Source organism: Stenotrophomonas sp. YJH_SMC_19 (genome assembly GCF_059367915.1).
The window spans coordinates 110988-124195 of sequence record NZ_JCAFRI010000013.1; the positions used below are offsets into that span (position 1 = coordinate 110988).

Annotated in this window: 26 protein-coding genes; all 26 read right to left on the reverse strand. The window is 62.5% G+C overall.

Annotated elements, in window-relative coordinates; translation table 11 throughout:
- Positions 1 to 52 precede the first annotated feature (52 nt).
- Positions 53 to 682 carry a 30S ribosomal protein S4 gene (gene rpsD / locus AC5P5R_RS14285; protein ID WP_004145446.1) on the reverse strand — a complete coding sequence of 210 codons (630 nt, stop codon included), beginning with the start codon at positions 680 to 682 and terminating at the stop codon, positions 53 to 55.
- A gap of 15 nt (positions 683 to 697) precedes the next feature.
- Entirely contained in the window at positions 698 to 1087 is a 390-nt protein-coding gene (rpsK, locus tag AC5P5R_RS14290) for a 30S ribosomal protein S11 (RefSeq protein ID WP_004145443.1), read from the reverse strand.
- 11 nt (positions 1088 to 1098) lie between these two features.
- On the reverse strand, positions 1099 to 1455 hold the full coding sequence (rpsM, locus tag AC5P5R_RS14295) for a 30S ribosomal protein S13 (protein WP_004154500.1): 357 nt from the start codon (positions 1453 to 1455) through the stop codon (positions 1099 to 1101).
- 347 nt (positions 1456 to 1802) lie between these two features.
- Complete coding sequence (gene secY, locus AC5P5R_RS14300) at positions 1803 to 3170, reverse strand: preprotein translocase subunit SecY (protein ID WP_005408215.1); 1368 nt, start codon at positions 3168 to 3170, stop codon at positions 1803 to 1805.
- A gap of 7 nt (positions 3171 to 3177) precedes the next feature.
- Positions 3178 to 3621 (reverse strand): 50S ribosomal protein L15, encoded by a 444-nt coding sequence (gene rplO, locus AC5P5R_RS14305; RefSeq protein WP_004154498.1) that lies wholly within the window; start codon positions 3619 to 3621, stop codon positions 3178 to 3180.
- A gap of 6 nt (positions 3622 to 3627) precedes the next feature.
- Positions 3628 to 3819 carry a 50S ribosomal protein L30 gene (gene rpmD / locus AC5P5R_RS14310; RefSeq protein WP_005408214.1) on the reverse strand — a complete coding sequence of 64 codons (192 nt, stop codon included), beginning with the start codon at positions 3817 to 3819 and terminating at the stop codon, positions 3628 to 3630.
- Positions 3812 to 4354 (reverse strand): 30S ribosomal protein S5, encoded by a 543-nt coding sequence (gene rpsE / locus AC5P5R_RS14315; RefSeq protein ID WP_004154496.1) that lies wholly within the window; start codon positions 4352 to 4354, stop codon positions 3812 to 3814. Before rpsE ends, rpmD begins: the two co-directional genes overlap by 8 nt.
- Positions 4355 to 4515: 161 nt before the next feature.
- Positions 4516 to 4875, reverse strand: coding sequence for a 50S ribosomal protein L18 (gene rplR / locus AC5P5R_RS14320; protein ID WP_026346969.1), 360 nt, complete (start codon positions 4873 to 4875; stop codon positions 4516 to 4518).
- A gap of 80 nt (positions 4876 to 4955) precedes the next feature.
- Positions 4956 to 5480 carry a 50S ribosomal protein L6 gene (gene rplF / locus AC5P5R_RS14325; RefSeq protein WP_019659576.1) on the reverse strand — a complete coding sequence of 175 codons (525 nt, stop codon included), beginning with the start codon at positions 5478 to 5480 and terminating at the stop codon, positions 4956 to 4958.
- 18 nt (positions 5481 to 5498) lie between these two features.
- Entirely contained in the window at positions 5499 to 5897 is a 399-nt protein-coding gene (gene rpsH, locus AC5P5R_RS14330) for a 30S ribosomal protein S8 (protein WP_021204581.1), read from the reverse strand.
- Positions 5898 to 6155: 258 nt separating this feature from the next.
- Complete coding sequence (gene rpsN, locus AC5P5R_RS14335; protein WP_019659577.1) at positions 6156 to 6461, reverse strand: 30S ribosomal protein S14; 306 nt, start codon at positions 6459 to 6461, stop codon at positions 6156 to 6158.
- An 18-nt stretch (positions 6462 to 6479) separates the two neighbouring features.
- Positions 6480 to 7022: a 50S ribosomal protein L5 gene (rplE, locus tag AC5P5R_RS14340; RefSeq protein ID WP_004154491.1), complete on the reverse strand. Its 543-nt coding sequence runs from the start codon at positions 7020 to 7022 to the stop codon at positions 6480 to 6482.
- Between the two features lie 11 nt (positions 7023 to 7033).
- A complete protein-coding gene (gene rplX / locus AC5P5R_RS14345) occupies positions 7034 to 7351 on the reverse strand; it encodes a 50S ribosomal protein L24 (protein WP_004154490.1) in 318 nt (105 codons plus the stop codon).
- Between the two features lie 16 nt (positions 7352 to 7367).
- Positions 7368 to 7736 (reverse strand): 50S ribosomal protein L14, encoded by a 369-nt coding sequence (rplN, locus tag AC5P5R_RS14350; protein ID WP_004145357.1) that lies wholly within the window; start codon positions 7734 to 7736, stop codon positions 7368 to 7370.
- A gap of 11 nt (positions 7737 to 7747) precedes the next feature.
- The gene (rpsQ, locus tag AC5P5R_RS14355) at positions 7748 to 8017 is read right to left on the reverse strand and encodes a 30S ribosomal protein S17 (RefSeq protein WP_004154489.1); all 270 of its coding nucleotides are present in this window, start codon (positions 8015 to 8017) and stop codon (positions 7748 to 7750) included.
- An 11-nt stretch (positions 8018 to 8028) separates the two neighbouring features.
- On the reverse strand, positions 8029 to 8214 hold the full coding sequence (rpmC, locus tag AC5P5R_RS14360; protein ID WP_004154487.1) for a 50S ribosomal protein L29: 186 nt from the start codon (positions 8212 to 8214) through the stop codon (positions 8029 to 8031).
- On the reverse strand, positions 8214 to 8627 hold the full coding sequence (gene rplP / locus AC5P5R_RS14365; RefSeq protein WP_004154486.1) for a 50S ribosomal protein L16: 414 nt from the start codon (positions 8625 to 8627) through the stop codon (positions 8214 to 8216). The genes rpmC and rplP overlap by 1 nt, the downstream gene beginning before the upstream one ends.
- Before the next feature lie 5 nt (positions 8628 to 8632).
- Positions 8633 to 9367, reverse strand: coding sequence for a 30S ribosomal protein S3 (gene rpsC / locus AC5P5R_RS14370; RefSeq protein ID WP_004145350.1), 735 nt, complete (start codon positions 9365 to 9367; stop codon positions 8633 to 8635).
- A gap of 18 nt (positions 9368 to 9385) precedes the next feature.
- Entirely contained in the window at positions 9386 to 9721 is a 336-nt protein-coding gene (rplV, locus tag AC5P5R_RS14375; protein ID WP_004145348.1) for a 50S ribosomal protein L22, read from the reverse strand.
- Positions 9722 to 9733: 12 nt separating this feature from the next.
- A complete protein-coding gene (gene rpsS, locus AC5P5R_RS14380) occupies positions 9734 to 10003 on the reverse strand; it encodes a 30S ribosomal protein S19 (RefSeq protein ID WP_004154485.1) in 270 nt (89 codons plus the stop codon).
- Positions 10004 to 10009: 6 nt separating this feature from the next.
- The gene (gene rplB / locus AC5P5R_RS14385) at positions 10010 to 10837 is read right to left on the reverse strand and encodes a 50S ribosomal protein L2 (protein WP_004145339.1); all 828 of its coding nucleotides are present in this window, start codon (positions 10835 to 10837) and stop codon (positions 10010 to 10012) included.
- 10 nt (positions 10838 to 10847) lie between these two features.
- A complete protein-coding gene (rplW, locus tag AC5P5R_RS14390; RefSeq protein ID WP_004145338.1) occupies positions 10848 to 11147 on the reverse strand; it encodes a 50S ribosomal protein L23 in 300 nt (99 codons plus the stop codon).
- The gene (gene rplD, locus AC5P5R_RS14395; RefSeq protein ID WP_004145337.1) at positions 11144 to 11749 is read right to left on the reverse strand and encodes a 50S ribosomal protein L4; all 606 of its coding nucleotides are present in this window, start codon (positions 11747 to 11749) and stop codon (positions 11144 to 11146) included. The genes rplW and rplD overlap by 4 nt, the downstream gene beginning before the upstream one ends.
- A gap of 12 nt (positions 11750 to 11761) precedes the next feature.
- The gene (gene rplC, locus AC5P5R_RS14400) at positions 11762 to 12412 is read right to left on the reverse strand and encodes a 50S ribosomal protein L3 (protein WP_004145336.1); all 651 of its coding nucleotides are present in this window, start codon (positions 12410 to 12412) and stop codon (positions 11762 to 11764) included.
- A gap of 11 nt (positions 12413 to 12423) precedes the next feature.
- A complete protein-coding gene (rpsJ, locus tag AC5P5R_RS14405) occupies positions 12424 to 12735 on the reverse strand; it encodes a 30S ribosomal protein S10 (protein WP_005408208.1) in 312 nt (103 codons plus the stop codon).
- A gap of 332 nt (positions 12736 to 13067) precedes the next feature.
- The coding region (locus AC5P5R_RS14410; RefSeq protein ID WP_487247787.1) for an EF-Tu C-terminal domain-related protein at positions 13068 to 13208 on the reverse strand (141 nt) is incomplete at its 5' end.

The window sequence follows — 13208 nt, forward strand, 5'->3', positions numbered from 1 at the left end:
GCGGGTTCTCCTAGTGAACCCCCGGCCGTCGCCGGGGGCTCTCCAATGTGAATTACTTCGAATACAGCTCGACGATCAGCGCTTCGTTGATGTCCGCAGGCAGATCCGAACGATCCGGAACAGCCTTGAAGATGCCGGTGAACTTGCCGGAATCCACTTCAACCCACGACGGGCTCAGGTCATGCTGGGCGGCGACGGTCAGGGCTTCCTGGACGCGCAGCTGCTTGGCAGCCTTTTCAGACAGAGCGATGGCGTCGCCAGCCTTGACCTGGTACGAAGCCAGGTTGACCGACTTGCCATTCACGGTGACGCCGCGGTGCGACACCAGCTGACGGGCAGCCGGACGGGTCACGGCGAAGCCCATGCGGTAGACGACGTTGTCCAGGCGGGTTTCCAGCAGCTGCAGCAGGTTCTCGCCGGTGTTGCCCTTCTTGGTCGAGGCCTTCTTGTAGTAGTTGCGGAACTGACGCTCCAGCAGGCCGTAGATACGCTTGACCTTCTGCTTTTCACGCAGCTGGGTGGCGTAGTCGGACAGCTTGCCCTTGCGGGCAGTGGCGCCGTGCTGGCCGGGCTTCTGCTCCAGCTTGCACTTCGAGTCCAGCGCACGCGCCGGGCTCTTCAGGGACAGGTCGGCGCCTTCGCGGCGGGCGAGCTTACAGGTAGGACCGATATAACGAGCCATTTCTTATCGCTCCCTTTAGACGCGACGCTTCTTCGGCGGACGGCACCCGTTGTGCGGGATAGGCGTCACGTCGATGATGTTGGTGATCTTGTAGCCGACGTTGTTCAACGAACGCACGGCCGACTCACGGCCCGGACCCGGGCCCTTGATGCGGACTTCCAGCGACTTCACGCCATAGTCCAGCGCAGCACGACCGGCCTTTTCAGCAGCCACCTGGGCAGCGAACGGGGTCGACTTGCGCGAACCGCGGAAGCCAGCGCCACCGGAGGTCGCCCACGACAGAGCGTTGCCCTGGCGGTCGGTGATGGTGACGATGGTGTTGTTGAACGAAGCGTGGACGTGGGCAACGCCGTCGGTGACGACGCGCTTGATCTTCTTCTTGGTCTTAGCAGCGGGCTTAGCCATTTCTCAGTCCCTTACTTCTTGATCGCCTTGCGCGGACCCTTGCGGGTGCGGGCGTTGGTACGGGTGCGCTGGCCACGCAGCGGGAGGCCACGACGGTGACGCAGGCCGCGGTAGCAGCCCAGGTCCATCAGGCGCTTGATCGCGATGCCGATCTCACGGCGCAGATCGCCTTCCACGATGTACTTGCCGACTTCGGCGCGCAGGCGCTCGATTTCCGGCTCCGACAGATCGCGGATCTTGGTGGTCGAAGCAACGCCTGCGACTTCGCAGACCTTCTTCGAACGGGTACGGCCGATGCCGTAAATGCTTTGCAACCCGACCCAGACATGCTTCTGGGCTGGCAGGTTGACGCCTGCAATACGCGCCATGACGCGGTTCTCCAGCTGAGTGATGGCCGACAGCGCGCCTCGGGCACGCCAATCCGGCAGGATGGATCAAAAAAGTGAACTAGCGATACTAACAAGGTTCCGGTTTACATGGAAGCCCGTGAAACCATTGGTTTCATGAACCCGGCCTGGGGAGTGTGCCCAGGCTCCGGCGCCGGATGGGGTTGGACCTGGGGTTCCCCCCGGGGCCGCCCGCGCTACTCCAGCGCGGGACCACCTCATCACACCCCCACCCGGAACCGCTGCGGGGGCCGCCCTTCGTTTGTGTGGCCGGAGTCCGCGAAGCGGAGGGACCATCACGTCAGGAAGACGAAAGTATAACAGGCCAATCAGCCGCGGGCAAAACCGCCGCGGTTGCCGCCCTTCAGGTTGGCCTTCTTCAGCAGGCTCTCGTACTGGTGGGACATCAGGTGCGCCTGCACCTGGGCGATGAAGTCCATCACCACCACCACCACGATCAGCAGCGAAGTACCACCGAAGTAGAACGAGGCGTTCAGCTGCGTGCGCATCAGTTCCGGCAGCAGGCAGACGATCACCAGGTAGGCCGAGCCGGCTGCGGTCAGGCGGGTCAGCACGCCGTCGATGTAATCGGCGGTGGCCTTGCCCGGACGGATGCCCGGAATCAGCGCGCCCGACTTCTTCAGGTTGTCGGCGGTTTCCTGCGAGTTGAACACCAGCGCGGTATAGAAGAACGCGAAACCGGTGATCAGCGCAGCGAACACGATCATGTGCAGCGGCTCGCCCGGGCCGAGGGCATTGGCGACCTTCTGCAGGACCTGGCCGAAGCTGCTCTGGTTGGCAGCCTGGCCGGACCACATGGCCAGGGTGGCCGGGAACGCCAGCAGGCTCGAGGCGAAGATCGCCGGGATGACGCCGGCCATGTTGAGCTTCAGCGGCAGGAACGAGGTCTGGTTCATGTACGCGTTGCGACCGCCCTGGCGGCGCGCGTAGTTGACCGTGATCCGGCGCTGGCCACGCTCGACGAACACCACGAAGAAGGTGAAGGCGAGCACGACGATGGCGATCAGCAGCAGCTGGATGAACTGGATGTTGCCGTCGCGGTAGGCGTCGAAGGTGTGGATGATCGCACCCGGCAGGCCTGCGACGATACCGGCGAAGATGATCAGCGACACGCCATTGCCGATGCCGCGTTCGGTGACCTGCTCACCGACCCACATCAGGAACATGGTGCCGGCGGTCAGCGCGACCACGGCGGTGAGCACGAAGCCCATGCCCGGCGCGTACACGACCGGAGCGCCCGACGGCGAGACCTGGCCCTGCAGGGCCAGCGCGATCGAGCCGCCCTGCACCACTGCCAGCAGCACGGCGCCGATGCGCGAATACTGGGTGATCTTGCGGCGGCCGGACTCACCTTCCTTCTGCATCGCCTTCAGGGCGGGGAAGATGTGCACGGCCAGCTGCATCACGATCGATGCCGAGATGTACGGCATCACGTTCAGCGCGAAGATGCTGAAACGGTGCAGGGCGCCGCCCGAGAACATGTTGAACATGTCCACGATGCCGCCGCCCTGCTGTTGCATCATGGCAAGCATGGCATCGGGATTGACGCCCGGCACCGGCACGTAGCAGCCGATGCGATAGACGATCAAAGCCCCGACGACGAACAGCAAACGTTGGCGAAGTTCAGTGAACTTGCCCATTCCGCCCGCGAGGTTACCGATGCCAGCTTGCGCCATGATTTTCTTACTCCGTTACGCTGCCGCCGGCAGCTTCGATCGCGGCCTTGGCACCCGCCGTGGCAGCAATACCCTTCAGGGTGAACGCCTTGGTCACTTCGCCCTTGACGACGACCTTGGCCTTCTTGGCAGTGCTCGGGACCAGCTTGGCAGCACGCAGGGCGGCGAAGTCGATCTCACCGGCCGGCAGCTTGTCCAGCGCGTACAGCAGCACTTCAGCGGTGTCCTTGGCGATCGGCGAACGGAAGCCGATCTTCGGCAGACGACGCTGCATGGGGGTCTGGCCGCCTTCGAAGCCAGCCTTGATCTTGCCGCCACCCTTGCGGGCGAACGAACCCTTGTGGCCGCGGCCGGCAGTCTTGCCCAGGCCCGAGCCGATACCGCGACCGACGCGGGTACGCTCGGTGCGGGCGCCCGGTGCCGGGCTCAGTTCATTGAGACGCAGAGTCATGGTCGATTACTCCTCAACCTGGACGAGGTACTGAACCTTGTTGATCAGGCCGCGCACCTGCGGGCTGTCCTTCAGTTCACGCACATCGTTGAGCTTGTTCAGGCCCAGCGCACGCACCGACAGGCGGTGACGCGACTGGGTGCCACGCAGGCCACGCACCAGGCGGACCTTGACAGTCTTGTTGGACTCATTAGCCATGGTTGAGTTCCTCCACCTTCTTGCCGCGCTTGGCCGCGATGCGAGCCGGCGACTGTGCAGCAGCCAGGCCCTTCACGGTGGCACGCACCAGGTTGATCGGGTTGCGCGAACCGGTGGCCTTGGCCAGCACGTTCTTCACGCCAACGGCTTCCAGCACGGCGCGCATGGCACCGCCGGCGATCACGCCGGTACCTTCCGAAGCCGGCTGCATGAACACGCGGGCTGCGCCGTGACCATCCTTGATGGTGTGCCACAGGGTGCCGTTGTTCAGGTCAACGCTGACCAGGTTCTTGCGGGCCTGTTCCATCGACTTCTGGATGGCAACCGGCACTTCGCGGGCCTTGCCATAGCCGAAACCGACCTTGCCTTCGCCGTCGCCGACAACGGTCAGGGCGGTGAAGGTGAACTGGCGGCCACCCTTGACGGTCTTGCTGACGCGGTTGACCGCGACCAGCTTTTCGATCATGCCGTCGTCGATCTTCTCTTCGCGGTTACGGTCGCGATCGCGACCCCGCTGCTGACGCTCTTCTGCCATGTTGATTCCTTGGTTGTTTGGGTATGTACGGCTCGAAGCCGCTTATGGTTGTGGCGTGACGCGGCGTTCCGGTGGGCCGCTGCAGAAGAGCGGCGCCGTCCAGCCTCACTCAGGCTGGCGAGCAGGTGGGCAGGAGGCCAATGGCCCCCTGCCCTTGTCCCTTAGAACTGCAGGCCGGCTTCGCGGGCGGCTTCTGCCAGGGCCTTGATGCGGCCGTGGTAGCGGTAGCCCGAACGATCGAAGGCAACCTTCTCGATGCCGGCGGCCTTGGCGCGCTCGGCAACGATGCGGCCAACCTTGGCAGCAGCATCGGCGTTCTTGCCGTTCTTCAGGCCTTCGATGACGTCGGCCTGGGTGGTGTTGGCGGCAGCCAGCACCTTGGAGCCGTCGGCGGTGAAGACCTGGGCGTACAGGTGCTGGCCGGTGCGCAGCACCGACAGGCGGGCGACGCCGAGCTCACGGATGTGGGCACGGGTCGACTTGGCGCGACGCAGGCGGGCGATGTTCTTGTTCATTTTGATTATTCCTTGAAAGCTGAAGGAAGAGCTTCTCCCTGAGAAGTCCGCACAGGGATGTGCGGGCTCTTGCGAGGGATTCGCGCTTATGCCTTCTTGGCTTCCTTACGGATGATGACTTCGTCGGAGTACTTCACGCCCTTGCCCTTGTACGGTTCCGGCTTGCGGAACGCACGGATCTTGGCGGCAACTTCACCGACGACCTGCTTGTCAGCGCCCTGGACCAGGATCTCGGTCTGGGTCGGGGTCGACAGCGTGATGCCTTCCGGCGCCACGAACACGACCGGGTGCGAGAAGCCCAGCGACAGGTTCAGGTCCTTGCCCTGCATGGCAGCGCGGTAACCCACGCCCACCAGCTCCAGCTTGCGCTCGAAGCCTTCGGACACGCCCTTGACCATGTTGGACAGGATCGCACGCACGGTACCGGTCAGTGCGACCAGGTCGGCGCTTTCGGTGCTCAGGGTGGCAACGCCGTTGTCGACGTTGATGGCAATACCGGCCGGCTTGGCCAGCGACAGGGTGCCCTTCGGGCCCTTGGCGGTGACGCTGTCCGACTGGACGTTCAGTTCAACCTTACCCAGGGTAATCGGCTTCTTGGCTACGCGGGACATAGTTCTACTCCTTTCGCCTTAGGCCACGAAGCACAGGACTTCGCCGCCGACGCCCAGCTGGCGCGCCTGCGCATCAGTCATGATGCCCTTGGAGGTGGAAATGATGGAGATACCCAGGCCGTTCATGACCTTCGGCAGCTCGCTCTTGCCGCGGTACTGGCGCAGGCCCGAACGCGAGAAGCGCTTCAGGGTCGCGATGACCGGCTTGCCTTCGAAATACTTCAGCACGATTTCCAGCTCGGACTTGTTGTTTTCCAGCTGGGTCACGCGCAGGTCGGCGATGTAACCCTCGTCCTTCAGGACCTGGGCGATCGCAACCTTGATCTTGGACGACGGGGCTTTCACCGTCTGCTTGCCCACCGCGGCCGCATTCTTGATGCGGACCAGCAGGTCGGCGATGGGATCAGTCATGCTCATATGAGTACCTTTGAGTGCACCGATATCCGCTTTCGCGAAAATCTGTTGTCTCCTGGAAACGGGCCAGGTCCCTTGATGCAGCGGGCCGGAAGCCCACTCCTACGACCCCGTTTGCGCAGGGCAAGACGCGGGAGTATACGCCAAAAGAGCCCGGCTTGCGCCGGGCTCCTCGGTTTTTTTGCGTCGGGAAAGCTGAATGCCTCCCCTGCCCGGTTCAGGAACCCCCGAAGGGGCTCCTGATCGCAGGGCCGGCTGGGGTTACCAGCTGGCCTTGCGCAGACCCGGGACGTCGCCACGCATGGTGGCTTCACGCAGCTTGTTACGGCCCAGGCCGAACTTGCTGTAGACGCCACGCGGACGACCCGACAGCTCGCAACGATTACGCTGGCGGCTCGGCGACGAATCGCGCGGCAGCTTGGCCAGCTTGGTTGCGGCCTCGATCTTCTCTTCGTAAGTCGCGTCCACGGAGGACACGATCTTCTTCAGAGCTGCACGCTTTTCAGCGTACTTCTTTGCCAGCTTTTCCCGCTTGATGTCGCGGTTGACCATGGAGGTCTTTGCCATTTCGGTTTCCTCGACAGATCAGTTACGGAACGGGAACTTGAACGCTGCCAGCAGCGCCTTCGCTTCCGCGTCGGTCTTCGCAGTGGTGGTGATGGCGATATCCATACCGCGGATCGCGTCGACGGCGTCGAAGTCGATTTCCGGGAAGATGATCTGCTCCTTCACACCCATGTTGAAGTTGCCGCGGCCGTCGAAGGAACGACCGGAAACACCACGGAAGTCGCGCACGCGCGGCAGCGAGATGTTGATCAGGCGATCCAGGAACTCGTACATCTTGTGGCGACGCAGCGTGGTCTTGCAGCCGATCGGCCAACCATCGCGGATCTTGAACGACGCAACCGACACACGCGACTTGGTGACAACCGGCTTCTGGCCGGAAATCTTGGTCATGTCGCCGACGGCGTTTTCCAGGATCTTCTTGTTGGTGGCCGCTTCGCCGACACCCATGTTCAGGGTGACCTTGACCAGCTTCGGCACTTCCATCGGATTGGTGTAGCCGAACTGCTTCATCAGCGCCGGCACCACTTCGTCCTTGTAGAACTTTTCGAGACGGGAACTCATCTTCTCATTCCTCAGGCGTCGAGCGCCTCACCGCTGGAGCGGAACACACGCAGTTTGCGTCCATCCTCCAGCACCTTGAAGCCAACGCGTTCGCCCTTGCCCGAAGCCGGGTTCAGAACATTCACGTTGGAGATATGGATCGAAGCTTCGCGCTCGACCACGCCGCCGGCAACACCTGCCTGCGGGTTCGGCTTGGTGTGGCGCTTGACGATGTTCACGTTGGCGACGACCACACGGTCGCCGTCGACGCGGACGACTTCGCCCTGCTTGCCCTTGTCCTTGCCAGCGTTGACGACAACCTGGTCGCCCTTCTTGATACGGTTAGCCATGATTATCTCCTGTCGCTCACAGCACTTCGGGAGCGAGCGAGACGATCTTCATGAACTTCTCCGAACGAAGTTCACGGGTCACCGGCCCGAAGATACGGGTACCGATCGGCTCCTGCTTGCTGTTCAGCAGAACGGCAGCGTTGCCGTCGAAGCGGATCAGCGAGCCGTCGGCGCGACGCACACCCTTGCGGGTACGCACCACGACGGCGTCATACACTTCACCCTTCTTGACCTTGCCGCGCGGAATCGCATCCTTCACGGTGACCTTGATGATGTCGCCGATGCCGGCGTAACGGCGCTTGGAACCACCCAGCACCTTGAAGCACATCACCTGCTTGGCACCCGAATTGTCCGCGACGTCAAGGTAGCTCTGCATCTGGATCATGATTCAGCTCCTTATTCAGCCGCGCGCGTGATGACTTCCACCACGCGCCAGTTCTTGGTCTTGGACATCGGAGCAATCTCGGTCACGCGGACGACATCGCCTTCCTTGCAGGCGTTGTCGGCATCGTGGGCGTGCAGCTTCGTCGAGCGCTTGATGTACTTGCCGTACAGCGCGTGCTTGACCTGACGCTCAACCAGGACGGTAACCGTCTTGTCCATCTTGTTGCTGACGACACGGCCTTCGACCGTGCGCAGCGTCTTCTTTTCAGTATTGTCGCTCATAGCGGCCATCCTTACTTCGTGCTGCCGAGCAGGGTCTTGACGCGAGCAATCTCGCGACGGACCCGGCGAATGTCGTGGGTCTTCGGCAGCTGGCCGGTGACCTGCTGCATACGGACAGAGAACTGTTCCTTACGCAGGTCGATCAGGTGGGCCTTGAGTTCGTCAGCCGACTTTTCACGGAGAGTTTTGATATCCATCAGCGCACCGTACGGGTCACGAAAGTGGTGGTGACCGAGAGCTTGGCGGCGGCCAGGCGGAACGCCTCGCGAGCCACTTCCTCGGAAACACCCTCGATTTCATAGATCATGCGGCCGGGCTGGATCTGGGCCACCCAGTATTCCACGTTACCCTTACCAGAACCCATTCGGACTTCGATGGGCTTCTTGGTGATGGGCTTGTCGGGGAACACGCGGATCCACATCTTGCCGCCGCGCTTGACGTAGCGGCTGATCGAGCGGCGGGCCGCTTCGATCTGACGCGCGGTCAGCTGACCGTGTGCAGTTGCCTTCAGGCCGTATTCGCCGAAGCTGACAGCGTTGGCGCTCCAGCTCAGGCCATCGTTACGGCCCTTGTGTACCTTGCGGTACTTGGTTCGCTTGGGTTGCAACATTGTCGTTACCTCGCTTCACGGGCCGGGCGCTGACGGTCACCACGGTCGCCGCGATCGTGACGATCGTTGCGCGACGGGGTGTCGTCCTGCTTTTCCTGGCCAACCTGGGAGAAATCGAAGACCTCGCCCTTGTAGATCCAGACCTTGATGCCGATGATGCCGTAGGTCGTCTTGGCTTCAGCGAAGCCATAGTCGATGTCGGCACGCAGGGTGTGCAGCGGCACGCGGCCTTCGCGGTACCACTCCGAACGGGCGATTTCTGCACCGTTGAGGCGGCCACCCACGTTGACCTTGATGCCCAGGGCACCCAGGCGCATCGCGTTGCCGACCGAGCGCTTCATTGCGCGGCGGAACATGATGCGACGCTCCAGCTGCTGGGCGATCGACTCGGCAACGAGCTGCGCGTCCAGTTCCGGCTTGCGCACTTCGGTGACGTTGATGTGCGCCGGGACGCCCATCATCTCGCTCACTTCCTTGCGCAGCTTCTCGATGTCCTCACCGCGCTTGCCGATCACCACGCCCGGACGGGCGGTGTGGATCGTCACGCGAGCGGTCTTGGCCGGACGCTCGATCAGGATCTTGCTGATGCCGGCCTGAGCCAGCTTCTTGCGCAGCATTTCGCGCACTTTCAGGTCGGCTGCCAGGTAACCAGCGAACTCGGCCTTGTTGGCGTACCACTTGGAGTTCCAGTCCTTGGAAATGCCGAGGCGGATACCAATCGGATGAACTTTATGACCCATGGTCTTTTCCTTATCCGCTTACTTGGCGGCGCCCACAACCACAGTGATGTGGCTGGTGCGCTTGAGGATGCGGGTACCGCGGCCTTTCGCCCGCGCCATGAAACGCTTCAGGGTCGGACCTTCATCAACCATGATGGTCTGAACCTTCAGCTCGTCGACGTCGGCGCCCTGGTTGTTCTCGGCGTTGGCAATAGCCGACTCCACCACCTTCTTGATCAGGTGGGCAGCCTTCTTGTCCGAGAACTTCAGCAGGTTGACCGCACGCTCGGCCGGCAGACCGCGCACCTGGTCAGCGACCAGACGAGCCTTCTGCGGGGAGATGCGCGCAGTGCGCAGGATGGCTTTCGCTTCCATTGTCATCTCTCCTTACTTGCCCGACTTCTTGTCACCACCGTGACCCTTGAAGGTCCGGGTGATGGCAAATTCGCCGAGCTTGTGGCCGACCATGTTCTCGTTGACGAGAACCGGGATGTGGTTCTTGCCGTTATGCACGGCAATGGTGACGCCTACCATGTCAGGCAGGATCATCGAACGGCGCGACCAGGTCTTGATCGGCTTCTTGCTGCCCGCAGCGGCCTCCACCTTCTTGACGAGGTGGTGATCGACGAACGGGCCCTTCTTGAGTGAACGTGCCATGGTCGATTAGCCCCTACGATCGCGGACGATGAACTGCTGAGTGCGCTTGTTATGGCGCGTCTTGTAACCCTTGGTCGGGACACCCCACGGGGTGACCGGATGCGGGTTACCCTGGCCGGCCTTCGCCTCACCACCACCGTGCGGGTGGTCAACCGGGTTCATGGCAGCACCACGAACGGTCGGGCGGACGCCGCGCCAACGCTTGGCACCGGCCTTGCCCAGCTTCTCCAGGCTGTGCTCGTCGTTGCCGACTTCGCCGATGGTGGCGCAGCACTCGACCGGAACCTTACGCATTTCACCCGAGCGCAGGCGCAGGGTGGCGTAGATGCCTTCGCGAGCCACCAGCTGCACGGCCGCACCGGCGGCGCGAGCGATCTGAGCGCCCTTGCCCGGCTTCAGTTCGATGCAGTGGATGGTGGTGCCGACCGGGATGTTGCGCAGCGGCAGGGTGTTGCCGGCCTTGATCGGGGCATCCGAACCAGCGATCACCTGATCACCGGCCTTCAGGCCCTTCGGGGCGATGATGTAGCGACGCTCACCGTCGACGTAGCACAGCAGAGCGATGTGCGCGGTGCGGTTCGGATCGTATTCGATGCGTTCCACGCGCGCCGGGATGCCCAGCTTGTTGCGCTTGAAGTCGATGATGCGGTAGTGCTGCTTGGCACCACCACCGACGTGACGCACGGTGATGCGGCCATGGTGGTTACGACCACCCGAGCGGCTCTGCGACTCGACCAGCGCAGCGTGCGGAGCACCCTTGTGCAGGTCGGGAGTGACCACGCGCACGGCCGAACGGCGGCCGGGGGAAGTGGGCTTGAATTTCATCAATGGCATGGGATGTACCTCAGGCCTTGGCCGTTACATCGATCGACTGGCCATCGGCCAGGCGAACGTACGCCTTGCGCCAATCGCCGCGGCGGCCAGCACGGTTACGGAAGGACTTGTTCTTGCCCTTGACGTTGACCACGTTGACGGCTTCGACCTTGACGTCGAACAGCTGCTCAACCGCGGCCTTTACATCGGCCTTGGTGGCTTCGTTCGAAACTTCGAAGACATACTGGTTGGAGAGTTCCTGCAGGCGCGCGGTCTTTTCGGAGACACGCGGGGCACGCAGCACGCTGAAGATTTTTTCGTTGCTGTTCATGCCAGCCACTCCTCGACCTTCTTGACCGCGTCAGCGGTGATGACGACCGTGTCGGCACCCACCAGCGAGACCGGATCCAGACCCTGGACGTCACGCACCTGCACGTACGGCAGATTGCGGGCGGACAGGTACAGGTGCTCGGACGCTTCTTCGGTGACGATCAGCGGGCGCTTGCCCACTTCCAGGCCGGCCAGCTTGGCGATCAGACCCTTCGTGTTGGTCACTTCGACATCGAAGGACTCCACGATGGTCAGACGGCCCTGACGGTTCAGCTCGGACAGGATCGCGCACATGGCGGCACGGTACTGCTTACGATTGACCTTCTGCTCGAAGCTGCGCGGCTTGGCCGCGAAGGTGACACCGCCGCCGACGAAGATCGGAGCCGTCAGTGCGCCATGACGCGCGCCGCCGCCCTTCTGCTTCTTCGACTTCTTGGTGGTACCAGCCACTTCGGAGCGAGTCTTCTGTGCCTTGGTGCCGGCGCGACCGGCGTTGCGGTAGGCAACGACGACCTGGTGGACCAGATCTTCGCTGAAATCGCGACCGAACACGGCGTCGGAGACCGAGACCTTGTTGTTGCTACCCGTGATAACGAGTTCCATCGTCATCTCTCCTTATGCCTTGCTCGCCGGACGGACGATCACGTCGCCACCCGCCGCGCCCGGAACGGCGCCGCGAACGGCGATCAGACCGCGCTCGACGTCGACCTTGACCACTTCCAGGTTCTGGGTGCTCTGCTGCACCGCGCCCATGTGGCCCGACATCTTCTTGCCCGGGAAAACGCGACCCGGGGTCTGGCGCTGACCCAGCGAACCCGGCGCGCGATGCGACAGCGAGTTACCGTGGGTTGCATCGCCCATACGGAAGTTGTGGCGCTTGATGGTGCCCTGGAAGCCCTTACCCTTGGTGACACCCTGGACGTCGACGATCTGGCCGACTTCGAAGATGTCCGCCTTGACTTCGCCGCCAACGGCGAAATCGCCGAGCTGCGCGTCTTCAACGCGGAATTCCCACAGGCCACGACCCGCTTCCACCTTCGCCTTGGCGAAGTGGCCGGCTTCCGGCTTGTTGACCAGGGCAGCGCGACGCGCGCCGACGGTCACCTGCACGGCGCTGTAGCCGTCGGTTTCGACGGTCTTGATCTGCGCGATGCGGTTCGGGGTTGCTTCGATCAGGGTCACCGGGATGGAGCGGCCATCTTCAGTGAACACGCGGCTCATGCCAGCCTTGCGGCCCACGAAGCCCAACGAATACTTCTTCGTCATGGTCGTAGTCCTCAGGTCAGCTTGATCTGAACGTCGACGCCGGCAGCCAGTTCGAGCTTCATCAGCGCGTCCACGGTCTTGTCATTCGGGTCAACGATATCGAGCACGCGCTTGTGCGTGCGGGTCTCGTACTGGTCACGCGCGTCCTTGTCGACGTGCGGGGAAACGAGAACGGTGTAACGCTCGATCTTGGTCGGCAGCGGGATCGGGCCACGCACTTGCGCGCCGGTCCGCTTTGCCGTTTCAACGATCTCGCTGGCCGAACGGTCGATCAGACGATGATCGAACGCTTTCAGCCGGATCCGGATCTTTTGGTCCGCCATGGCGGTAGGTTCCTTCGTTAAAAGAGCGACAGACAAAGCCTCTGGGTTGCTTTGCCCCATGAAATTCCTGAATACGGACGGCCCGCACTCCTGCAGGCCGCCAAGGTCAATCCATAGACCTCAAAAACGTAGGCAGACCAGTTTCCCGGCCTGCCCAGACGTAGAAGCATAATGGCACGCAAGGCAGCTGTCAACAGTCGCCTGTTGACGCCGCCTGAATGGCATTGACCCTTCCTGGTCCGGGGAACACAAGGCACATCCTGTGCCTGCTTTCCCATTTGATACGCCCCGATGCCCTACCCAGGCAACATCGGGGCGCAGATACTACCAGATTACTCGATGATCTTCGAGACCACGCCGGCGCCGACGGTACGGCCGCCTTCGCGGATGGCGAAGCGCAGGCCTTCGTCCATTGCCACCGGGTTGATCAGGGTGACGACCATCTTGACGTTGTCACCCGGCATCACCATTTC